23 protein-coding genes are annotated in these 20265 nt (G+C 60.5%); 14 read left to right on the plus strand and 9 right to left on the minus strand.

Going from position 1 to position 20265, the window contains the following annotated elements:
• Window positions 1–5: 5 nt before the first annotated feature.
• Window positions 6–311 (minus strand): DUF167 domain-containing protein, encoded by a 306-nt coding sequence (locus O3S81_RS22705; protein ID WP_269346900.1) that lies wholly within the window; start codon window positions 309–311, stop codon window positions 6–8.
• Window positions 308–598 carry a YggT family protein gene (locus O3S81_RS22710; protein WP_269346902.1) on the minus strand — a complete coding sequence of 97 codons (291 nt, stop codon included), beginning with the start codon at window positions 596–598 and terminating at the stop codon, window positions 308–310. The genes O3S81_RS22705 and O3S81_RS22710 overlap by 4 nt, the downstream gene beginning before the upstream one ends.
• A 246-nt stretch (window positions 599–844) precedes the next feature.
• Between O3S81_RS22710 and O3S81_RS22715 the strand changes: the two genes are divergently transcribed.
• Window positions 845–2077 (plus strand): MFS transporter, encoded by a 1233-nt coding sequence (locus O3S81_RS22715; protein ID WP_269346904.1) that lies wholly within the window; start codon window positions 845–847, stop codon window positions 2075–2077.
• Between the two features lie 12 nt (window positions 2078–2089).
• On the opposite strand, the gene O3S81_RS22720 is transcribed toward O3S81_RS22715, so the two are convergent.
• The 6 genes from O3S81_RS22720 to hemC all read right to left on the minus strand — a co-directional run bounded on the left by O3S81_RS22720 (window position 2090) and on the right by hemC (window position 8140).
• Window positions 2090–2821 carry a glutamine amidotransferase gene (locus tag O3S81_RS22720; protein WP_269346906.1) on the minus strand — a complete coding sequence of 244 codons (732 nt, stop codon included), beginning with the start codon at window positions 2819–2821 and terminating at the stop codon, window positions 2090–2092.
• The gene (locus O3S81_RS22725; RefSeq protein WP_269346907.1) at window positions 2811–3299 is read right to left on the minus strand and encodes a tellurite resistance TerB family protein; all 489 of its coding nucleotides are present in this window, start codon (window positions 3297–3299) and stop codon (window positions 2811–2813) included. Before O3S81_RS22725 ends, O3S81_RS22720 begins: the two co-directional genes overlap by 11 nt.
• A 14-nt stretch (window positions 3300–3313) precedes the next feature.
• Window positions 3314–4930, minus strand: a complete 1617-nt coding sequence (locus O3S81_RS22730) for a heme biosynthesis protein HemY (RefSeq protein ID WP_269346909.1) — start codon at window positions 4928–4930, stop codon at window positions 3314–3316.
• Between the two features lie 4 nt (window positions 4931–4934).
• Complete coding sequence (locus O3S81_RS22735) at window positions 4935–6392, minus strand: COG4223 family protein (RefSeq protein WP_269346911.1); 1458 nt, start codon at window positions 6390–6392, stop codon at window positions 4935–4937.
• A gap of 73 nt (window positions 6393–6465) precedes the next feature.
• Complete coding sequence (locus O3S81_RS22740) at window positions 6466–7206, minus strand: uroporphyrinogen-III synthase (protein ID WP_269346913.1); 741 nt, start codon at window positions 7204–7206, stop codon at window positions 6466–6468.
• Between the two features lie 4 nt (window positions 7207–7210).
• Complete coding sequence (gene hemC, locus O3S81_RS22745; protein ID WP_269346915.1) at window positions 7211–8140, minus strand: hydroxymethylbilane synthase; 930 nt, start codon at window positions 8138–8140, stop codon at window positions 7211–7213.
• A gap of 73 nt (window positions 8141–8213) precedes the next feature.
• Between hemC and tsaD the strand changes: the two genes are divergently transcribed.
• The 5 genes from tsaD (at window position 8214) to O3S81_RS22770 (ending at window position 11779) form a co-directional block, all read left to right on the plus strand.
• A complete protein-coding gene (tsaD, locus tag O3S81_RS22750) occupies window positions 8214–9311 on the plus strand; it encodes a tRNA (adenosine(37)-N6)-threonylcarbamoyltransferase complex transferase subunit TsaD (protein WP_269346917.1) in 1098 nt (365 codons plus the stop codon).
• Window positions 9311–10294: an NAD(P)H-dependent glycerol-3-phosphate dehydrogenase gene (locus O3S81_RS22755; RefSeq protein WP_269346919.1), complete on the plus strand. Its 984-nt coding sequence runs from the start codon at window positions 9311–9313 to the stop codon at window positions 10292–10294. Before tsaD ends, O3S81_RS22755 begins: the two co-directional genes overlap by 1 nt.
• An 89-nt stretch (window positions 10295–10383) precedes the next feature.
• The gene (locus tag O3S81_RS22760; protein WP_269346921.1) at window positions 10384–10677 is read left to right on the plus strand and encodes a YciI-like protein; all 294 of its coding nucleotides are present in this window, start codon (window positions 10384–10386) and stop codon (window positions 10675–10677) included.
• 6 nt (window positions 10678–10683) lie between these two features.
• Window positions 10684–11127: an EVE domain-containing protein gene (locus tag O3S81_RS22765; protein ID WP_269346923.1), complete on the plus strand. Its 444-nt coding sequence runs from the start codon at window positions 10684–10686 to the stop codon at window positions 11125–11127.
• Window positions 11128–11134: 7 nt separating this feature from the next.
• Window positions 11135–11779, plus strand: coding sequence for a class I SAM-dependent methyltransferase (locus tag O3S81_RS22770; protein ID WP_269346925.1), 645 nt, complete (start codon window positions 11135–11137; stop codon window positions 11777–11779).
• On the opposite strand, the gene O3S81_RS22775 is transcribed toward O3S81_RS22770, so the two are convergent.
• Entirely contained in the window at window positions 11780–12148 is a 369-nt protein-coding gene (locus tag O3S81_RS22775; protein ID WP_269347075.1) for a hypothetical protein, read from the minus strand.
• A 304-nt stretch (window positions 12149–12452) separates the two neighbouring features.
• Here O3S81_RS22775 and sdhC point away from each other — a divergent pair, with 304 nt between their 5' ends.
• From sdhC to sucC, 8 genes are all read left to right on the plus strand, one after another.
• Window positions 12453–12845 (plus strand): succinate dehydrogenase, cytochrome b556 subunit, encoded by a 393-nt coding sequence (gene sdhC / locus O3S81_RS22780; RefSeq protein WP_006310797.1) that lies wholly within the window; start codon window positions 12453–12455, stop codon window positions 12843–12845.
• Window positions 12846–12856: 11 nt separating this feature from the next.
• Window positions 12857–13237, plus strand: coding sequence for a succinate dehydrogenase, hydrophobic membrane anchor protein (sdhD, locus tag O3S81_RS22785; protein WP_003504989.1), 381 nt, complete (start codon window positions 12857–12859; stop codon window positions 13235–13237).
• A gap of 7 nt (window positions 13238–13244) precedes the next feature.
• A complete protein-coding gene (gene sdhA / locus O3S81_RS22790; protein ID WP_149742089.1) occupies window positions 13245–15086 on the plus strand; it encodes a succinate dehydrogenase flavoprotein subunit in 1842 nt (613 codons plus the stop codon).
• Window positions 15087–15101: 15 nt separating this feature from the next.
• A complete protein-coding gene (locus O3S81_RS22795) occupies window positions 15102–15881 on the plus strand; it encodes a succinate dehydrogenase iron-sulfur subunit (protein WP_003523509.1) in 780 nt (259 codons plus the stop codon).
• Between the two features lie 205 nt (window positions 15882–16086).
• Window positions 16087–16629, plus strand: a complete 543-nt coding sequence (locus O3S81_RS22800) for a protease inhibitor Inh/omp19 family protein (RefSeq protein WP_080853029.1) — start codon at window positions 16087–16089, stop codon at window positions 16627–16629.
• A 92-nt stretch (window positions 16630–16721) separates the two neighbouring features.
• Window positions 16722–17885 (plus strand): cell division protein ZapE, encoded by a 1164-nt coding sequence (zapE, locus tag O3S81_RS22805; protein WP_269346935.1) that lies wholly within the window; start codon window positions 16722–16724, stop codon window positions 17883–17885.
• A gap of 178 nt (window positions 17886–18063) precedes the next feature.
• Window positions 18064–19026: a malate dehydrogenase gene (gene mdh / locus O3S81_RS22810; RefSeq protein ID WP_065114269.1), complete on the plus strand. Its 963-nt coding sequence runs from the start codon at window positions 18064–18066 to the stop codon at window positions 19024–19026.
• Between the two features lie 33 nt (window positions 19027–19059).
• Window positions 19060–20253 (plus strand): ADP-forming succinate--CoA ligase subunit beta, encoded by a 1194-nt coding sequence (gene sucC / locus O3S81_RS22815; protein WP_269346938.1) that lies wholly within the window; start codon window positions 19060–19062, stop codon window positions 20251–20253.
• Window positions 20254–20265: the final 12 nt, after the last annotated feature.

The following is a 20265-nucleotide window of genomic DNA, read 5'->3' on the forward strand; positions in this document are numbered from 1 at the left end:
TCGGTCTAAAGCTTTTTAAAACGCTCTTCGAAATCCTCCGGTTCGGTATCGATCCGGAGGATTTTTTTGCGCGCTGTTTCGCCTGAAACGAAGCTGATGGAAGATTTGGGCAGGCCGAGTTTTTTCGCCAGCAAAATAATCAGCGCCTTGTTGGCCTTGCCGTCTTCCGGCACGGCGCTGACGCGGGCCTTCAGATGCGCGTGTCCATCCGCATCCTGCTCCACGCCGTCGATGGCATCCCGCCCGCCATTCGGGGTGAGGCGGACGGACAGGCGGATATGATCGCCGTGTTTTAGCCAGCAGCTGCTCAAGCGAACATCGGGTAAAGCGTGTTCCACATGAAGGAGCGGATGAAGAAGATAATCAACAGCACGATGATCGGCGAAATGTCGATGCCGCCGAGATTGGGCAGAATGCGGCGGATGGGGCGCAGAACCGGTTCCGTGACATTGACCAGGAAACTCCCGATGGCGTTCACGAATTGGTTGCGGGAATTGATGACGTTGAAGGCGTAAAGCCAGGAAAAAATAGCGCTGGCGATCAGCACCCACGTATAGAGGTTCAAGGCCAGATCGATGGTCTGAAACAGGGCAAGCATCAATATCTCCGTATCTTGGTTGCAAGACATTTAGACATTGACGCGTGAACCGGCAAGTGTTCCGCCAGATCGTAATGATCTTTGGTCGGATCGACCGGCGATCATCACGATCTGGTCCATGGCCTGGCAGCGGGATTTCAGGCGAAAACCGCTCACACTTTTCGCCATCCCGCTGGCGAGGGCTAGCGATTCTTGTCATATCGCTCTATTGCAAAGCTCTCATATTGTCTCGCGAGCACCCAGCCGATGTCCCTGCCTTCTGCCGAAAACCGCTTTGGCGCATTCCGGCATAGTTCCTATCGCCGCTTCTTCAGCGCCCGGTTTTTCTCGGCCTTCGCCATCCAGATCGTCAGCGTCTCCGTCGGCTGGCAGATGTATGAGGTAACAGGCAACGCCTTTTATCTCGGCCTGATCGGTCTTTTCCAGTTTCTGCCATCGTTGCTCCTGATCCTGGTGACAGGAACGGTTGCCGACCGGCACAATCGCCGCCGCATCATGGCCATATGCCTGCTGATGGCGGCGCTCTGTGCTGCGGCGCTCCTCGGTCTCACGCTGACGCATAGTTTTTCCCCCTGGCCGGTCTTTGCCATTCTCGTCGTCTTCGGCATTGAGCGGGCCTTTATGGGGCCGGCGGTCCAGTCGCTGGCGCCCAATCTCGTGCCGGTCGAGGACTTGCCGAATGCCATCGCCTGGAATTCGTCTTCCTGGCAGATGGCATCGATTCTTGGACCGGTTGCCGGTGGTCTGCTTTATGGCCTTGGTGCGTCCGTTGCCTATAGCGTGGCGTTCGTGCTGTTCATCGTATCGGCAACGCTTGCGGTCGCTATCCGCAAACCGGAACAACGTGGGCCGGCAAAAGCCATCAGCCTTGAAACCATGCTGGCAGGGTTCAAATTCATCTCGCAGGAGAAGATCGTCCTCGGAGCGATCTCGCTCGACCTTTTCGCTGTCCTGCTGGGCGGTGCTGTCGCGCTGATGCCGATCTTTGCCAAAGAAGTGCTGACACTCGGGCCATGGGGCCTCGGGCTTTTGCGTGCGGCTCCCGGCATCGGGGCCATCACGGTTGCGGTCATTCTGGCGTTCAAACCCATCCGGCACCATGCGGGCCTGCTGATGTTTGTCGGTGTCGGTGTCTTCGGCGTTTCCACCGTGATCTTCGGGCTTTCGCAAACCGCGTGGCTGTCCATCGCCGCGCTGGTGGTCATGGGCGCATCGGACATGGTGTCGGTTTATGTGCGTGAAACACTGATCGCGCTCTGGACGCCGGATGAGGTGCGCGGGCGCGTGAATGCGGTGAACATGGTGTTCGTGGGGGCATCAAACGAATTGGGTGAGTTCCGCGCCGGCACCATGGCCCATGTCGTCGGGGCGGTTCCGGCCGTCGTCATCGGCGGGGCAGGCACGCTTGCTGTGGCGGTCATCTGGGCGCTCGGTTTTTCCAAGCTGCGCAAGATCGACAATCTGGACGCGCCGCATTGAGGGCACAAGGTCTCAGCGCTGCGCCTTGCCTTCGAAGACCAGATCGAGAAAATTGCCGAGCCATGCCCTGAGCGGTGTGTCGAACAGCATGCGGCCTTCCAGATGCTGGCTGCCGACCTGCGCATTGGGCATGCCGAAACGCTGCGCGCCGCGCACCACCCAGCTATGCATCATGGCGCGGGTCAGTTCTGCGTGAAACTGCAGGCCCCAGGCATTTTTTCCATAACGATAGGCCTGGTTGGGATAGGTCTCACCGGAGGCCAGAAGCTCCGCTCCTCGCGGCAGTTCAAAGCCTTCCTTGTGGAAATGATAGACCATCTTTGGCCAATGCGGCATCAAAAGCCGCCCATGTTCGGTGGCGTGAAGCGGATACCAGCCGATTTCCACCTTGCCATCCCTGTCGGCCTCGACCCTGCCGCCCAGATGTTTGGACAGCATCTGCGCGCCGAGACAGATGCCAAGAAAGGGCTTGTTTTCCTTCAGCGGCACCTTCAGCCAGTCGATTTCGGCTTTGACATAATCATGCGGGTCGTTGGCGCTCATCGGGCCGCCGAAGATGATGGCGCCGGCGTGTTTTTCTAACGTTTGCGGCAGGTCATCGCCGAGCGCCGGGCGCCTTATATCGAGGCGATACCCCTTTTCCACCAGCATCTGGCCGACGCGACCGGGCGTGGAACGTTCCTGATGCAGGACGACAAGCAGCGAAGGTTGTTCTTTCTGTTGCCTGGAGGGGTCAAACAGCATCGTCTTCGTTTTCGCTTTCTTCAGCGGGCCCGGACCTCGTGGCGGCCTGCTGACGTTGCAGAACCCTGTCGCGCACGGAAACACCAAGCAGATCGGCGACTCGCCAGATCACATGATCTTCCATTTCGCTTCGTTCGCCGTCAGCGTAAACAATATCCCATAATATGCCAATAAGCTCCACGCGCTGATCTTCATCGAGATGGCGGCGGATATCGGTGGTGAAACGGTAATAATCGACGGCTTCCTTGCCAGCCTCCTGGCCGGCGGCGAGAAGGGCATCGAGTTTGCCGCTGTCGAGATGATAATAATCCTGCAGGATTTCGCGCAGGCGGTCACGTTCGCTTTTCGAGACGGTGCCATCCGCTTCCATCACCTGGAAACAAAGGGCGGCGACTGCCACCCTCAGATCGTCCGGGCTGAAATCACCCGCATGCGGACCGACGAGGTTTTGAAGAAACGACTGTATTTGATGGAACATTGATCGCCTGTTCGTCAAAAGAGTTTGAGCCGGGTCTTGGGGTCGGCTTCCGCGGCGGGTTTCTTGACGCCCGGATCATCCGGTGCGCCGCCGAAAAACGGCACGGCTTCCGCCTTCTCATCCGATTGATCGGCTTCCGCCGGCGCTTCGATTGTGACGGGCTTCTTTTCCTTCGGGGCCGATACGATCGGCTTCACCTCGATCGGCGCAGCCGGGGCGGGTTTCGGTTCCGCGCGGGTCTCGGGCGCGGCTTCGACAATGATCGTCTTTGCAGCCGGTTCGGCCCGTGCTGGTGCTGCGGCAATCGCGTTTTCGATCGCAAGATCCTCGACGGGACCTTCGAGTTGGCCGAAGGGCGCTTTCCATTCGAAGGCGTCGAGACGACCGGTGACGGGCGAAACGGGCAGCCATTTTTCAGAGACGATGCCATCGGCAACCCAGGCGGGGTCTCGCGGCGCGCGCAGCGCCTGCGCCATCCAGTAGCGCACCCGGCCCTGATCGCCGGTTTCGGCCTCCTCGATATCGGCCATCAGCAGGAAGATGCTTTCACGCGGTTCGATCCGGGCGGCGGCCTCGGCCTTGGCCCGCGCCTTGGCGAATTCCTTGGCATCGAGTGCTGCCTGCGCCACGGCGAACAGGGATTCGATATTGTTGGGTTTCAGGCTTTCCAGCCGCTCGGCGCGTTTCAGCCGGTCGATGGCGGTGTCGCCACTGCGGGCGCGGACATAAAGCTCGGCGATCTGCGGATGTGGATCGTTCTTCCACACCGGTTCCAGAACCGTTGCCGCCTTGCGCAGATTGTCTTCACGCAGATAGGATTTCGCCGCGATCAGCGCCGCCGGCACGAGGCCTTTGGCGAGCTTGAGAGCCTGCTTGGCATCCTCGCGTGCACCGACCGGATCGCTTTCCAGCTTCTCGCCTGCCTTGGCGGTGAGAAGCACGGCTTTCAGCCGTTCCGCTTCACCACGCTCGATCACGCTTGCCGCCTTCTGCTGGTCGAGCAGGCGGATGGCATCATCCCATTGCCCATTGCGGCAGCGGTTTTCCAGCGTTGCCTGTGCTGCCCAGGGCAGATAGGGGGCTTTTTCCGCTGCATCCTCGGCATATTGCTGCGCGGCCTCATAAGCTCCCTGTCGGCGCGCCTCTATATAAAGGCCACGAAGCCCCAGCTCGCGGGTTTCCGGATCTCGGGCCATGGCTTCGAATTTGCGCCGCGCCTCGTCATATTTGCCTTCGATCAGATCGGCCTGTGCATCGAGCAGATGGATCAGCGGTTCCTGATCGGCACTCAGCAGTCCCTGCGTGCGGGCCGTCATCTTGCGGGCGAGGATGGCATTGCCGGCGCCGGCGGCGATGAGGCCGGTGGACAGGGCCTGATAACCGCGGTCACGCTTGCGGGCGCGAAAATAACGGCGGGCGGCATTGGGCGAGGTCCAGATGGCGTTGACGACCCACCAGACCAGCATGACGGCGGCAACCAGCGCCGCGATGATGGAGGCGGCAACCATCAGGCTCATTTCGATCAGCTGGCCCTGCCAGACGATGGAGAGCACGCCCGGCCTGTCCGCCAGCCAGGAGAAACCGAAACCGAGCGCCAGAACGATAACGGCGAAAGTCAGAATTCTGGTCATGCCCTTACCCCTGCCTGCCGGTGCTGGTGATGGCACGGTTCAACGTGCCGCCCACCAGGTTTTCGACCTCGATACGCGCATCCAGAGATTTCTTGTAATCGGCGGATGCCGCCTTGGCCGCCTCGGGAAGCCCGTTCCATTCAAGCGCCGCGCCCTGCAGATCGCCGTTGCGCAGCTTGTTTTCCATGCGCGCGATCACCGCGTCGGGGGTCTCACCCTCGATATTTCCGACGGGGCGAACCTTCACCAGCGAAAAGGCGCTTTCGGTCAGGCGTTCCATGATGCCCTGATTGGGATCGGGCTGGTTGATGGCCGATAGCATCGCATTGGCGACATCAGGGAATTTCTGCATCAGTTCCGAACGTGACGGCACGCCGGTGGCGGCGAAAGATTGCAGCGATGCGATGGCCGGATCGTCAGGCGTGACCTTGGAGAGCGTGTCGAGTTCGGTGAGGAACGGCCCGCCGCGATCGATCGCGGCTTTCAGCGCGGCCGAGGCTATGGCGCGGGCGACCTCGATATCGTCGCGCGGCTCGTTGATCTTGGCTTCCGCATCGGCCAGGCGGCGCGTCAATTCGGCCGTAGCGGAGGCCTGCGCGGAACGCTCGGACTGAAGGGTGGCCTCTAGCGCCGTGATTTTTTCCGAAAGCCCATCCACTTGCGGGGCTTCACCCTTTGCCCCTTCGAGCGCTGCAATGCGCTGTTCCAGCGCCGAGCTGTCTGCCGCCGGAGCGTTGGCGAGCTGTTGCCGCAGGCTGCCGAGATCGGATTTCAGTGTGGCGATTTCATCGCTTCCGGCCCGGCCTGCATTAAAGGATGGCAGGATACCGGCATATTGCATACTGCCGGCGGCGGCGAGCGCCACAAGGCCGCCGACGATACCGGCCGCAACCAATCCTGAGGCGGCCGCCTGTTTGCGCTCCGCCTGCTGCGGCGTGGAGGGCTTCGTCGGCCCCGACGAGGAGGTGGCGGTCGAGGATTTTGCAGCAGCCGAAGCAGCGGCGCTGCCGGATGTGCTGGAGGAGGCCGGGGAGCCGAAGGTCGGCTTCGAAGCCGCTGAGGCAGCCGAAGCGGCGCTCGTTCCGGCGGCGCCTGTCGCTGGCCCTGCATCGGCTTTTGGCGGGACAGCAGCTGGCGAAACGGGCTCCTTCGGCTTGTCCGCAGGGCTTTCCGCCTTCTGCTCGGCAGTCGCCGATTCCGTCTTGCCGACATTCGGCTCAGGTTCGAGAGGGGTTTTGTGCGGCTGGTCCCAGACGGGGGCAGGATTGCCCGCTGCAGCTGCTGCGGGCTTTGTTTCTGCTGCGCCCGGCTCGGTCGCTGCCGGCGTTTTGTCACCGGGCTTTTCGTCCGTTCTGGCAGCATCTCCGTCGGCAGAAATTGCTTTCACGTCTTTCGCGTCCAGGTCGATGGTGACCGGTTCGGCTTTGGACTTGGAGTGGCGTGGCGGCTTTCCCGATACCATGACAACCTCATTTCTGCCTGCAGTAATCTAAACCTAGTCAGTGACGGCGGCAAAGGAAAGAGGCGAGCTTGAATTAGGTTCCAGAGTCGCGGCGCAGAAGTTTGAACATGGCCGCCTCGCTCGGCTCTTCGGCGGCTCTGGCGTTTGCACGAAAGATTTCCGGAACCAGAGAAAGCACGTTGCGGCTGATGCAGATGAATTTTGTCGCCGCCAGCGCTGCCCCGTATTTTTCTGCCGATGCATGCCGGAAAAAGGCCCGCGCCGCTTCCGAGGAATAGAGCAGAACGACATCGGCAGCGGGTTCGGCAAGCGTTGTTTTCAGCATGGGTTCGGAGATTGGCGAGGGCAGCATCTCGTAACAGTCGATCGCTCTGAAGGGGATTACAGCCGCGGCGAGACCCTCTTCGAAGACGGTGCCGCGTGGCCTGCCGGCGAGATAGAGCAGGGGGTCTTCTTCAGTCAGAAAAGCGCGGTGCTGCGTTACCAGAGCGGTCAGGCTCACGGCATCACCGGAGGCGGTGAATATCTGCTCGAAGCCGGTTTTTTCCGCCGCTTCCGCCGTCGCCTCGCCGACGGCAAAAAGCGGTTTTGACAGATGCGGGGCGAGCCGCTCTCCGGAGGTTGCCAGCGCATGCAGGGCTTCGGCGCTCGTCACCGCGATGGCTCCGGCCGGGTCGGACAGTGCCGCCACGGCGCGTTCCCCATGATGGACGGGATGAAACAGCGGCAGAAGCACAGGCTCATGGCCGAGCGCTTCAAGCTTTGCGGCCGTCCTTTCTCCCGAACGCTGTGGCCGGGTGACGACGATCCGCATCGGTTCAGCTCCAGCCTTCGAAGAAATTGCTGCCCGCCTTGGCGCGCACCTCTTCGCCGGCCTGTCGGCCGAGCTTCGCCGCATCCCTGCGGTTGCCGGAGATTTCGATGCCGTGGCTTGTCTGGCCATCCGGCGTGAGGATCAGACCGGAAAAATGCAGCGCTTCGCCGTCGCAGGTGGCGTAACCGGCAATGGGGGTGCGACAGGAACCGTCAAGTGCCGCCAGAAAGGCGCGCTCGCAGGTTACGGCATCATGGGTGGGCCTGTGGTTTATGGGAGCGAGCAACTCGTCCATGCGAGCGTCGCCGATGCGGCTCTCGATCCCGATTGCGCCTTGAGCGGGAGCGGGGGGAAATTCTTTCGGATCAAGAATTTCCGTCGGGACGTTGTCCTTGCCGAGCCGCTTTAGTCCGGCAAAGGCAAGTAGCGTCGCATCCGCCTGGCCTTCTTCGAGCTTGCGCAGACGCGTGTCGACCAGGCCGCGGAAAACGATGACGCTGAGATCCGGGCGCAGGCGGCGGATCAGTGCTTGGCGGCGCAGAGATGCGGAACCCACGACGGCGCCCTGTGGTAGCTCCAGAAGCTTCGGTGCAGTGCGGCCGATGAAGGCGTCGCGCACGTCCTCACGTGGTAGGAAAGCGGAAAGATGGAGGCCGTCAGGCAAAACCGTTGGCATGTCCTTGGAGGAGTGTACGGCAATATCGAGCTCGCCGGACAGAAGCTGGTTCTCCAGTTCCTCCGTGAACAGGCCCTTGCCGCCGATTTCCGAAAGGGCGCGGTCGGTGATCCGGTCGCCCTTGGTGGACAGCACGACGATCTCGAACATTTCTTCCGGCAGACCATGCGCCGCCATCAGCCGGCTGCGGGTCTCGTAAGCCTGTGCAAGCGCCAGCGGGCTGCCGCGCGTGCCGATTCGGAAAGGTTTTGTTTGCATCCGCGTCTATCCATTGTTACCGGAGTTGTCTTAGACCAACTCAGCGCATGATCGCAATGAACGAACAGATTTGATGACTCCCTTTCTTCGTATCCTCGGCATAGAGACCAGCTGTGACGAAACCGCTGCATCCATAGTGGTTCGGCATGCGGACGGGCGCGGCGAGATCGTCTCCGACGTCGTTTTGTCGCAGCTTGAGGAACACAGCGCCTATGGCGGTGTGGTGCCGGAAATTGCTGCCCGTGCCCATGTCGAGGCGCTGGATACGCTGGTGGAGGAAGCGCTGGAGCAGGCGGGTGTGACCCTTGCGGATGTCGATGCCGTCGCCGCCACCTCCGGCCCCGGTCTCATCGGCGGCCTGCTGGTGGGGCTGATGACGGGCAAGGCCATCGCCAAGGCGGCCGGCAAGCCGCTTTACGCCATCAACCATCTGGAAGGCCATGCGCTGACGGCGCGGCTGACCGACGGTCTGTCTTTTCCCTATCTGATGTTGCTGGTGTCCGGTGGCCACACCCAGCTGGTGCTGGTGCGCGGGGTGGGCGACTACGAGCGCTGGGGAACCACCATCGATGACGCTTTGGGCGAGGCCTTCGACAAGACTGCGAAGCTTCTGGGCCTGCCCTATCCCGGTGGGCCTGCCGTGGAGAAAGCGGCGGCGAAAGGTGACCCGGACCGTTTTACGCTTCCCCGCCCGATGGTGGGTGAAACACGGCTCGACTTTTCCTTCTCGGGCTTGAAGACAGCAGTGCGGCAGGCCGCGACCGCTATCGCACCACTTTCGGAGCAGGATATCGCCGATATCTGCGCCTCCTTCCAGAAGGCGGTGTCACGCACCCTGAAAGACCGTATCGGCCGTGGCCTTGCGCGGTTCAGCCGAGAGTTTCCGCAGTTGGAGACCACGCCTGCACTGGTCGTGGCCGGCGGCGTCGCGGCCAACCAGGAAATCCGCCAGACCCTGCAGTCGCTTTGCGACACCCATGGCTTTCGTTTCGTCGCACCGCCGCATCGGCTCTGCACCGATAATGCCGCGATGATCGCCTGGGCCGGGCTGGAGCGCATGGCGGATGGCAGGCAAGCCGATCCGCTGGAAATTCCGCCGCGCTCGCGCTGGCCGCTTGATGGCAGCGCCGAGACATTGATCGGTTTCGGTAAAAGGGGAGCCAAGGCCTGATGCAGCGGGAAAAAATCGTCGTCGTAGGCGCCGGCGCCTTCGGAACTGCGCTCGCCGTCGTTATCGCGCTGGAGAACCGGCATGATGTAACCCTGCTCGGCCGCGATCCGGCCTTGATGGCCGATCTCAGGAGCGACCGGGTACACGAGGCGGCACTCCCAGGCGTGGACCTGCCGGATGCGCTTGAATTTTCCGCCGAGCCGGATGTGCTGACCGGTGCCGATATCGTCCTCTTCGCCATGCCTTCGCAGGCCCATGCCGATGCCGCCCGCCATTACGGTCCTTATCTGGCTAATGACTCTATCGTCGTCACCTGTGCCAAGGGTATTGACCGCAATTCCGGCCGTCTGCTGACGGAACTTCTGGAATTGGAACTGCCGCATCATCCGATCGCGGTTCTGTCCGGTCCGGGGTTTGCTGCCGATATAGCGCGCGGATTGCCGACGGCCATGGCTATTGCGGCGGAAGATGCAGCGGTTGCCGAACGGCTGGCAACCACGATTTCCGGCAGAACCTTCCGGCTTTATGCCTCGACCGACCGCATCGGCGTGCAGCTTGGTGGCGCACTCAAGAATGTTCTCGCCATTGCCGCCGGCATCGTCGAAGGCGCTGGCCTTGGCGATTCCGCCCGGGCGGCGCTGATTTCGCGCGGGCTCGCGGAAATGTCGCGCCTCATCGTCGCCATGGGTGGCAAGGCTGATACGGTGCGCGGACTTTCCGGCCTCGGCGATCTGGTGCTGACCGCAACCAGCCACCAGTCGCGCAACCTGCGTTTCGGCATCGCGCTTGGTCGGGGTGAGGGCAAGGACATGTCCGGCGGGCTGGTGGAAGGCGCCTTTGCGGCAACCGTCGCCGCCAGGCTTGGCGAACAGCACGCTGTCGACATGCCGGTGACGCAGGCGGTGGCCGCCATCATCGATGGCAATCTGGATGTGGCGAGCGCCATGCAACAATTGATGACACGGCCGATCACCACCGAATGAGGGTGGGGCGGTCGAATAATATTCTACGCATGTCCTGGTCCCAAAACCGCTGACACTTTTGGGAGACATGCTTTAACGAGGAGACGAAAATGCTGTTTGCCTTTATCTGCAAGGACAAGCCCGGCCATCTGAACGTGCGCATGGAGACGCGTCCGGCCCATCTGGAGCACCTGAACACGCTGAACGCCGAGGGTAAATTGAAGATTGCCGGCCCGTTTCTCGATGCCGAAGGCAAACCGAATGGCAGCCTCGTCATCGTGGAAGCGGCTGATATCGACGCGGCGAAGGCTATCGCCGATGCCGATCCCTATGCCAAGGCCGGTCTGTTCGAAAGCGTGGATGTGAAGCCCTATAATTGGGTCTTCAACAATCCGGGGGCGTGACCGGACATGGCAAATTACTGGCTTTACAAGTCCGAGCCGTTCAAATGGTCCTGGGAAATGCAGAAGGCCAAGGGCGAGGCGGGCGAAGAATGGACCGGCGTGCGCAACTATCAGGCCCGCAACAACATGCGCGCCATGAAAATCGGCGACAAGGGTTTCTTCTATCACTCCAATGAGGGGCTTGATGTCGTCGGCATCGTCGAAGTCTGCGCATTGTCGCATCCGGATTCGACCGCCGAAGGCGATCTGAAATGGGATTGCGTTGATATCCGCGCCGTCTGCGATGTGCCGCAGCCGGTCTCTCTGAAGGATGTGAAGGCCAATCCGAAGCTGGCGAAGATGTCGCTGGTGACGTCCATGCGCCTTTCCGTGCAGCCGGTGACGGAAGAGGAATATCTCGAGGTCTGCCGCATGGGCGGTCTTGCCAATCCGCCGAAATCGCCGGATTGATGCTTCGGTGAGGACCGATCCCGAACGCTTCATTCTCGACAATGCCGCCATCATGCGCCCGCCGCATGTGCCGGAATTACGTCTTTATCTCGCCACCGAAGCCCATGGGCTGTGGCTGAAGACGGAGGAGGAGCTGGAGGCGGTCGGCCTGCCGCCGCCCTTCTGGGCCTTTGCCTGGGCTGGTGGGCAGGGGCTTGCCCGCTATGTTCTCGATCATCCTGAAAGCGTTTGCGGCAAGCGCGTGCTGGATTTCGCCAGCGGCTCCGGACTGGTCGCCATCGCGGCGTCGAAGGCCGGCGCCCGTGAAGTTCTGGCCGCCGATATCGATCCGTGGACGGAAACGGCCATTCGGTTGAATGCGGCGCTCAATGGCGTGGATATCGGCTTTACGGGGCTCGACCTGGTCGGAAAGCCGGTCGAGGCGGATGTTCTGCTGGCGGGGGACGTGTTTTACGACCGTGCCTTCGCCGACCGTCTCGTGCCATGGTTTCTGGAATTGACGGAAAAGGGCGTGAGTGTGCTCGTCGGCGATCCGGGCCGGGCCTATCTGCCCAAGGAGCGGCTTCACCCCGAGGCGACCTATCAGGTGCCGGTGACGCGGGCGCTTGAAGACAGCGAAGTGAAGAAGACCACGGTGTGGCGTTTTATTTGATCAGGGCCTGATGATGCAGACGCCATGTTCGTATGCGCAGGCATCGTCTGCGTTTTCGGCATGGACAGAGATGATTTTCGCCTTGGGGGCTAGTTGTACGCCCGCTCTATCCGTTACACTTCTTCGCGAAAATCCGCTGCTGATCGCGAAATAATTGCCGTTTCCGCGCACCCGCAGCGCCGATATGCCGCCAACATAGGTGCCGCCGGGGAGGGCGGATGGCAATCCATCGGTGGAGAAGCTTACCTCGGATTGATGGTGACGATATTGGTGGCGGCCATAAAAATCCTCTGCCGCTACCGGCGGCACGAAGGTAAAAATAGCGCCTGCGACCATCATGGTCAGGGCGGCGATTCGGCGCTGTAACATGAGCTTCATGCTCCGGTTTTCGAGGTTAACCAATCGTAAATTACACCTTTTCTGAATTACGTAAAGGTAAATATTTTGAGGGCGTAAATCTTGGAAACGCTCGATTTTTTATTTTGACATGAAAAAATCCAAAAAAAATTCGTGAACCAATCGATTAAATTCGAATCGGTCATGAAATATGCTTGTGGTGACGCCCCCATGTGATTAAACGTCGCGGTTGGTGCAATGCACATTCTTTCGTCATGTGCTGTTGCTTGGGGGCGTCCGATCTTACGGGCGCACGGGAAAACGCCGCGAGGTTCTGATGGCGAATGTGACAAATAACCGGCCTCTGTCGCCGCATCTTCAAATTTACAAGCCGATTCCGACGATGGTTGCATCCATCGTGCACCGCATCACGGGCGGTGCACTTTATTTCGGAACGCTTCTGGTTGCCTGGTGGCTGATCGCGCTCGCTTCGGGCCCTGCCTATTACGACTGGGTCAACTGGGCGATGGGCACGATCATCGGCAGGCTTATCCTGATCGGATATACCTGGGCTCTGGTCCACCACATGCTGGGCGGCCTTCGCCACTTCATGTGGGATCTGGGGCATGGCTTCGACAAGCACTTTACCACCAAGCTGGCAAAGGCCTCGTGGGTCGCGTCGATCTGTCTGACCGCGCTGATCTGGGTCATCGTCCTGATCGTGCGCTGAGGAGATTTTTCATGGATATGCGTACACCCCTCGGAAAGGTTCGCGGCCTCGGCTCCGCCAAGGAAGGCACCGACCATTTCCTGCGCCAGCGCGTCACAGCGGTCGCCAACGTTCCGCTGCTGATCTTCTTCGTAATCTTCCTCATCAAATATGCCGGTGCGCCCTATCCGGAAGTCGTCGCCGCGCTGTCGAACCCGCTCGTTGCGGTCATCATGGCTCTGGTGCTGGTCTCCGGCCTCATCCATATGAAGCTCGGCATGCAGGTCATCATCGAAGACTACGTTCACGCCGAGGTTTCGAAGCTCGTTCTTCTGATGCTCAATACGTTTTTCGCGATCCTGATTGGCGGTCTTTCCATCTTCGCCATTCTGAAAATCGCATTCGCAGGATAAGTCCGCCATGGCATCGATCAGTTCACCTTCCCAGAATGGCAAGGCCTACACCTATGTCGATCACTCCTATGACGTGATCGTGGTGGGCGCCGGTGGCGCGGGTCTGCGCGCAACGCTCGGCATGGCGGAACAGGGTTTCCGCACGGCCTGCATCACCAAGGTTTTCCCGACGCGCTCCCATACGGTCGCGGCGCAGGGCGGCATCGCCGCATCGCTCACCAATATGACGCCCGACTGTTGGCAGTGGCACCTTTACGACACCGTAAAGGGCTCCGACTGGCTGGGCGACGTCGATGCGATGCAATATCTTGCCATGGAAGCGCCGAAGGCGGTCTATGAGCTGGAGCACTACGGCGTGCCCTTCTCGCGCAATGCCGAGGGCAAGATTTACCAGCGCCCGTTCGGCGGTCACATGCAGAATTACGGCGAAGGCCCGCCGGTGCAGCGCACCTGCGCCGCCGCCGACCGTACCGGCCACGCCATTCTGCACACGCTTTATGGCCAGTCGCTGCGCAACAATGCGGAATTCTTCATCGAATATTTCGCGCTCGACCTCATCATGTCGGCAGACGGCCGCTGCACGGGCGTCGTCGCCTGGAACCTCGATGATGGCACGATCCATCGCTTTGCCGCCAAGATGGTGGTTCTGGCGACCGGCGGTTACGGCCGCGCCTATTTCTCGGCGACCTCTGCCCACACCTGCACCGGCGACGGCGGCGGCATGATTGCCCGCGCCGGCCTGCCGCTCCAGGACATGGAATTCGTCCAGTTCCACCCGACCGGCATTTATGGCGCAGGCTGCCTGATCACCGAAGGCGCACGCGGTGAAGGCGGTTATCTCGTCAACTCCGAAGGCGAGCGCTTCATGGAGCGTTATGCGCCATCGGCGAAGGATCTTGCCTCGCGTGACGTTGTCTCGCGCTGCATGACGATGGAAATCCGTGAAGGCCGCGGCGTCGGCAAGAACAAGGATCACATCTTCCTGCATCTCGATCACCTCGATCCGGCGATCCTGCATGAGCGTCTTCCGGGTATTTCCGAAAGCGCGAAGATTTTCGCCGGCGTCGACGTGACGCGCGAGCCGATCCCGGTTCTGCCGACGGTTCACTACAATATGGGCGGCATTCCGACCAACTATTGGGGTGAAGTGCTGAATGCCGATGCCAACAACCCGGAACGCATCGCGCCCGGCCTGATGGCTGTCGGCGAAGCCGGTTGCGCCTCGGTTCATGGTGCCAACCGCCTCGGTTCCAACTCGCTGATCGACCTCGTGGTCTTCGGCCGCGCCGCTGCGATCCGCGCTGCGCAGATCATCGACCGCAACGAGCCGGTGCCCGCGCTCGATACGGCCGCCTGCGACAGGATCATGGACCGCTTCAACGGCCTGCGTTACGCCAATGGCTCGACGCCGACGGCGGTGCTGCGCGACAAGATGCAGCGCGCCATGCAGGACGATGCGGCCGTGTTCCGCACGCAGGAATCGCTGGAAAGCGGCTGCAAGCGTCTTTCGGCCATCTGGAAGGAACTGCCCGACGTCAAGGTCACCGACCGTTCGATGGTCTGGAACTCCGATCTGGTCGAGACGCTCGAGCTGCATAACCTCATGGCCAATGCGATCACCACGGTCTATGGCGCGGAAGCACGCAAGGAAAGCCGCGGTTCGCACGCCCGCGAGGATTTCGTCGACGGTCCGTTCGCCGGTCGCGACGATGTGAACTGGCGCAAGCACACGCTTGCCTGGGTCAGCCCGGAAGGCGACGTGAAGCTCGACTACCGCCCGGTCCACACCGACCTGATCGCCGACGGCATCGATCCGAAAAAGATCGAGCCGAAGGCGCGCGTCTACTGATTTGAGGAACTGGATATGGTTGAACTCGCTCTCCCCAAGAATTCCCAGATCAGCGAAGGCAAGGTCTGGCCGAAGCCGGATGGTGCCAAGAATGTGCGCGAATACCGCATCTATCGCTGGAACCCGGATGACGGCCAGAACCCGCGCATCGATACCTATTACATCGATGTCGATGATTGCGGGCCGATGGTTCTCGATGCACTGCTTTACATCAAGAACAATATCGACCCGACGCTGACGCTGCGCCGCTCCTGCCGCGAAGGCATTTGCGGTTCGTGCGCGATGAACATCGACGGCACCAATACGCTCGCCTGCACCAAGGGCATGGAAGAGATTAACGGCACGGTGAAGGTTTATCCGCTGCCGCACATGCCGGTTGTGAAGGACCTCGTTCCTGACCTGTCGAACTTCTACGCCCAGCACCGCTCCATCGAGCCCTGGCTGAAGACGGTTTCGCCGACGCCCGCCAAGGAATGGAAGCAGAGCCATGAGGACCGTCTGAAGCTGGATGGTCTTTACGAGTGCATCCTGTGCGCCTGCTGCTCCACCTCCTGTCCCAGCTACTGGTGGAATGGCGACCGCTACCTCGGTCCCGCCGTTCTGCTGCAGGCCTATCGCTGGCTGATCGACAGCCGCGACGAAGCAACGGGTGAGCGTCTCGACAATCTCGAGGATCCGTTCCGCCTTTATCGCTGCCATACCATCATGAACTGCGCGCAGGCCTGCCCGAAGGGCTTGAACCCGGCCAAGGCGATCGCCGAAATCAAGAAGATGATGGTCGAGCGTCGCGTCTAAAGGCGATTCGCTGGTAACGGCAATCAATCCGGGCCGCGGTCTCTGCCGCGGCTCTTTTTACAACCGGGCCTGGGAAAATTCGGTAAAAATCGACCGAAATGGTAATTATCCCGGCCATCGCTTGCGCAAGATAAGGCTTTGGTAATAATTCAGCCTTCTTGTTTGATCATGGTCTTTCCTGAAGCGAGAGAATCGGGAGCTTGATATGCAATTCAGATATGTGGTGACGGGCCTTGCGGTTGTGATGACTCTCGCCGGTTGCCAACGTACCTCCTACGATTACAACAACAACGGCAGCAACAATCCCGGTTATACGCCGCCATTGCAGGCGCAGCCGGTTCCCTCCGTTCAGTCCGGCGCCCTGCCGCCGCCCGGTGGTGCCACCGGCGGCCAGTTCCCGTCGGCGCCTGCCTCGGCAGCTCCCGGCGGCACCAATGTTGCTTCCGCCGCTCCGCCGGCAGCCGCACTTGATGTCACCAAGGAATCCATGGTCGGCAACTGGCGTGTCTCCAATGGCGGCGCCAATTGCGACATGTTCCTGACGCTCACCAACCTGGGCAGCGGTTCGCGTGGCGGCACGCGCGGTTGCTCGGGCGAGTTGACGGCGATGGGCTCCTGGGAAGTGTCCGGCAAGATGGTCCTCTTCAAGAACCGTTCCGGTGATACGATCGGCCGTGTCTACAAGAGCGCCGATGCGCGTTTTGACGGCACGACCAATAGTGGCCAGCCACTCAGCCTCAGCCGATGAGCATTTCCGGTGCAGCCGGATCGCCTTCCTTGTTGTGAGCCATTCCATTCCTCGCGGGTGCTTTGTTGCGCCCGCGACCGAGGCGCTTTTTCATGAAGCCATTGCCTGATTACAATCATAGTGTCGTTGAACAGCTCAACGCATTGACGGCAGCTGGCACCTTGCAGGCCGATGCTGCCCAGCTTGGCGTAGCGGCGCATCTCGACCGCATTCTTGCCGATCTGAAGGCACGCAAGCCCGCCAAGAAAAAGAGCGCGCTCGGCTGGATGTTCGCCCGCAAGTCCGGCCCGGCAACGACGGTCAAGGGATTGTATGTCTATGGCAGCGTCGGCCGTGGCAAGACGATGTTGATGGACATGTTTTACGAGATGGCGCCCGTCTCTTCCAAGCGGCGCTGCCATTTTCATGAATTCATGGCGGATGTGCATAATCGCGTGCATGCACACCGGCAGAAACTGAAGAATGGCGAAACCAAACAGGCCGATCCCATTCCGCCCGTCGCCGCCCAGCTTCTGGCGGAAGCCGAACTTCTGTGCTTCGATGAGTTCACCGTCACGGATATTGCCGATGCGATGATCCTCGCGCGCCTGTTCAGCGAGCTATTTGCCAATGGCTGTACATTGGTGACGACCTCCAACGTCGTGCCGGATAATCTCTACAAGGACGGTCTCAATCGCGGCCTGTTCCTGCCCTTCGTCGATCTGCTGAAGAAGCATGTCGAAGTGGTAACGCTGGATAGCCCGACAGACTACCGGATGGAGAAGCTGGAAAGCCTGCCGGTCTACGTCACGCCGCTTGACGGCTCAGCGGATCAGGCGATGGACATGGCCTGGCGGCACATGATTGCCGGTCACCTCGTTGCGCCAACCGAGATCCCCATGAAGGGCCGTTCCATTCTGGTGCCGCGCGCCAGCGGCCGGATTGCCCGTTTTTCCTTTTCCGACCTTTGCGAAAAGCCGCTCGGCGCTTCCGACTTCCTTGCCATCGCCAACCGTTTCGATACGGTCTTCGTTGACCATATCCCGCTCCTGAACGCGGACAAGCGTAACGAGACCAAGCGCTTCATCATCCTCATCGATGCGCTTTACGATCACAGCGTCAGGCTTTTTGCTTCTGCCGCGGCCATGCCGGAAGACCTGCTCGGCAAGCGCAAGGGGACGGAAGGTTTCGAATTCGATCGCACTGCCTCGCGCCTGTTTGAAATGCGCAGTGCTGATTATCTGGCGCTACACCACGAGAAACGGCAGAAAGTTTGACACTTTCGTGACGTATTTTCTTACGTTTACGTAAGAAAATAATGATCTAAACGATTGAAAATATTCACCACAAAAGAATCTGTTGCCAATTTTGGCCAATGGGGTTAATCGAAGTGCGACAATTTGGCTGCCGGTTTGGCGCGGTGAAATTGAATTGAAGCTCAAGAGGAAGCATTCGATGGCTCGCAAAAAAATTGCACTTATTGGTTCTGGCATGATCGGCGGCACGCTGGCGCATCTCGCCAGCCTGAAGGAACTGGGCGATATCGTCCTCTTCGACATCGCCGACGGCATCCCGCAGGGCAAGGGTCTGGATATTGCCCAGTCCGGCCCGGTTGAAGGCTTCAATGCAAAGCTCTCCGGCGCTTCCGATTACGCCGCCATCGAAGGCGCAGACGTCTGCATCGTCACCGCCGGTGTTGCCCGCAAGCCCGGCATGAGCCGCGACGATCTGCTCGGCATCAACCTCAAGGTCATGGAACAGGTCGGCGCCGGCATCAAGAAATATGCCCCGAACGCTTTCGTGATCTGCATCACCAACCCGCTCGACGCCATGGTCTGGGCCCTGCAGAAGTTCTCCGGCCTGCCGAAGAACAAGGTCGTCGGCATGGCCGGCGTTCTCGACAGCGCCCGTTTCCGCCTGTTCCTGGCTGAAGAATTCAACGTTTCGGTTCAGGACGTCACTGCCTTCGTTCTCGGCGGTCACGGCGACACGATGGTACCGCTTGCACGTTATTCCACCGTTGGCGGCATTCCGCTGACCGATCTCGTCAAGATGGGCTGGCTGACCGCCGAGCGCCTCGAGCAGATCATCCAGCGCACCCGTGACGGTGGCGCGGAAATCGTCGGCCTGCTGAAGACCGGTTCCGCCTATTACGCTCCGGCTGCTTCGGCGATCGAAATGGCTGAATCCTACCTCAAGGACAAGAAGCGCGTTCTGCCCGCCGCTGCCCATCTGTCGGGCCAGTATGGCGTTGACGATATGTATGTCGGCGTTCCCACCATCATCGGTGCCGGCGGTATCGAGCGCATCATCGAGATCGAACTGAACAAGGAAGAAGAGGCCGCCTTCCAGAAATCCGTCGGCGCTGTCGCTGGTCTTTGCGAAGCCTGCGTCAACATCGCTCCGTCGCTGAAGTAATAGCTCCAAGCGGCTCCAAACAGGGATTATTCCATGAATATTCACGAATATCAGGCCAAGGCTCTTCTGAAGGGCTACGGCGCGCCGGTTGCTGAAGGCGTCGCCATCCTCAAGGTCGAAGAAGCCGAAGCTGCTGCAAAGCAGCTTCCCGGCCCGCTTTACGTCGTCAAGAGCCAGATTCACGCTGGCGGTCGCGGCAAGGGCAAGTTCAAGGAACTCGGCCCCGACGCCAAGGGCGGCGTTCGTCTGGCGAAGTCGATCGACGAAGTCGTTTCCCATGCCAAGGACATGCTCGGCAACACGCTGGTAACGGCCCAGACGGGCGACGCCGGCAAGCAGGTCAACCGTCTCTACATCGAAGACGGCGCCGACATTGCCCGCGAACTTTACTGCTCGCTGCTGGTTGACCGTTCCGTCGGCCAGGTCGCATTCGTGGTTTCCACCGAAGGCGGCATGGACATCGAGGCTGTCGCCCACGACACGCCCGAAAAGATCCACACCATCGCCATCAACCCGGAAAAGGGCGTAACCGACGCCGACGTTGCTGCGATCTCCAAGGCTCTCGAGCTTGAGGGTGTTGCCGCGGAAGATGCCAAGTCGCTCTTCCCGATCCTCTACAAGGCCTTCAACGAGAAGGACATGGCGCTCCTCGAAGTCAACCCGCTGATCGTCATGGAAAATGGCCATCTGCGCGTTCTCGACGCCAAGATGTCCTTCGACGGCAACGCGCTGTTCCGTCACGACGACGTCAAGGCGCTGCGCGACGAGACCGAAGAAGACGCCAAGGAAATCGAAGCCTCCAAGTGGGACCTCGCTTATGTGGCGCTCGACGGCAACATCGGCTGCATGGTCAATGGTGCAGGTCTTGCCATGGCGACGATGGACATCATCAAGCTTTACGGCAAAGAGCCGGCTAACTTCTGCGACGTCGGCGGCGGCGCCGGCAAGGAGAAGGTTGCTGCAGCCTTCAAGATCATCACGGCTGACCCGAAGGTCGAGGGTATCCTCGTCAACATCTTCGGCGGCATCATGAAGTGCGACGTCATCGCCGAAGGCGTTATCGCCGCGGTGAAGGAAGTCGGTTTGCAGGTTCCGCTCGTTGTTCGCCTCGAAGGCACCAACGTCGAACTTGGCAAGAAGCTCCTGAACGAATCGGGCCTTGCGATTACGGCTGCTGACGATCTGGACGACGCAGCCAAGAAGATCGTCGCGGCGATCAACGGCTAATTGAGGGACCGG

This window comes from Agrobacterium sp. SOY23 (assembly GCF_027212525.1).
Taxonomy (GTDB): domain Bacteria; phylum Pseudomonadota; class Alphaproteobacteria; order Rhizobiales; family Rhizobiaceae; genus Agrobacterium; species Agrobacterium tumefaciens_I.

Excerpts from the sequence above, each read along its gene's own strand:
- O3S81_RS22710 (WP_269346902.1), bottom strand. The coding sequence starts at position 598 with ATGCTTGCCCTGTTTCAGACCATCGATCTGGCCTTGAACCTCTATACG.
- O3S81_RS22715 (WP_269346904.1), top strand. The coding sequence starts at position 845 with ATGTCCCTGCCTTCTGCCGAAAACCGCTTTGGCGCATTCCGGCATAGT.
- O3S81_RS22720 (WP_269346906.1), bottom strand. The coding sequence starts at position 2,821 with ATGCTGTTTGACCCCTCCAGGCAACAGAAAGAACAACCTTCGCTGCTT.
- O3S81_RS22725 (WP_269346907.1), bottom strand. The coding sequence starts at position 3,299 with ATGTTCCATCAAATACAGTCGTTTCTTCAAAACCTCGTCGGTCCGCAT.
- O3S81_RS22730 (WP_269346909.1), bottom strand. The coding sequence starts at position 4,930 with ATGACCAGAATTCTGACTTTCGCCGTTATCGTTCTGGCGCTCGGTTTC.
- O3S81_RS22735 (WP_269346911.1), bottom strand. The coding sequence starts at position 6,392 with ATGGTATCGGGAAAGCCGCCACGCCACTCCAAGTCCAAAGCCGAACCG.
- O3S81_RS22740 (WP_269346913.1), bottom strand. The coding sequence starts at position 7,206 with ATGCGGATCGTCGTCACCCGGCCACAGCGTTCGGGAGAAAGGACGGCC.
- hemC (WP_269346915.1), bottom strand. The coding sequence starts at position 8,140 with ATGCAAACAAAACCTTTCCGAATCGGCACGCGCGGCAGCCCGCTGGCG.
- tsaD (WP_269346917.1), top strand. The coding sequence starts at position 8,214 with ATGACTCCCTTTCTTCGTATCCTCGGCATAGAGACCAGCTGTGACGAA.
- O3S81_RS22755 (WP_269346919.1), top strand. The coding sequence starts at position 9,311 with ATGCAGCGGGAAAAAATCGTCGTCGTAGGCGCCGGCGCCTTCGGAACT.
- O3S81_RS22760 (WP_269346921.1), top strand. The coding sequence starts at position 10,384 with ATGCTGTTTGCCTTTATCTGCAAGGACAAGCCCGGCCATCTGAACGTG.
- O3S81_RS22765 (WP_269346923.1), top strand. The coding sequence starts at position 10,684 with ATGGCAAATTACTGGCTTTACAAGTCCGAGCCGTTCAAATGGTCCTGG.
- O3S81_RS22775 (WP_269347075.1), bottom strand. The coding sequence starts at position 12,148 with ATGTTACAGCGCCGAATCGCCGCCCTGACCATGATGGTCGCAGGCGCT.
- sdhC (WP_006310797.1), top strand. The coding sequence starts at position 12,453 with ATGGCGAATGTGACAAATAACCGGCCTCTGTCGCCGCATCTTCAAATT.
- sdhD (WP_003504989.1), top strand. The coding sequence starts at position 12,857 with ATGGATATGCGTACACCCCTCGGAAAGGTTCGCGGCCTCGGCTCCGCC.
- sdhA (WP_149742089.1), top strand. The coding sequence starts at position 13,245 with ATGGCATCGATCAGTTCACCTTCCCAGAATGGCAAGGCCTACACCTAT.
- O3S81_RS22795 (WP_003523509.1), top strand. The coding sequence starts at position 15,102 with ATGGTTGAACTCGCTCTCCCCAAGAATTCCCAGATCAGCGAAGGCAAG.
- O3S81_RS22800 (WP_080853029.1), top strand. The coding sequence starts at position 16,087 with ATGCAATTCAGATATGTGGTGACGGGCCTTGCGGTTGTGATGACTCTC.
- zapE (WP_269346935.1), top strand. The coding sequence starts at position 16,722 with ATGAAGCCATTGCCTGATTACAATCATAGTGTCGTTGAACAGCTCAAC.
- mdh (WP_065114269.1), top strand. The coding sequence starts at position 18,064 with ATGGCTCGCAAAAAAATTGCACTTATTGGTTCTGGCATGATCGGCGGC.
- sucC (WP_269346938.1), top strand. The coding sequence starts at position 19,060 with ATGAATATTCACGAATATCAGGCCAAGGCTCTTCTGAAGGGCTACGGC.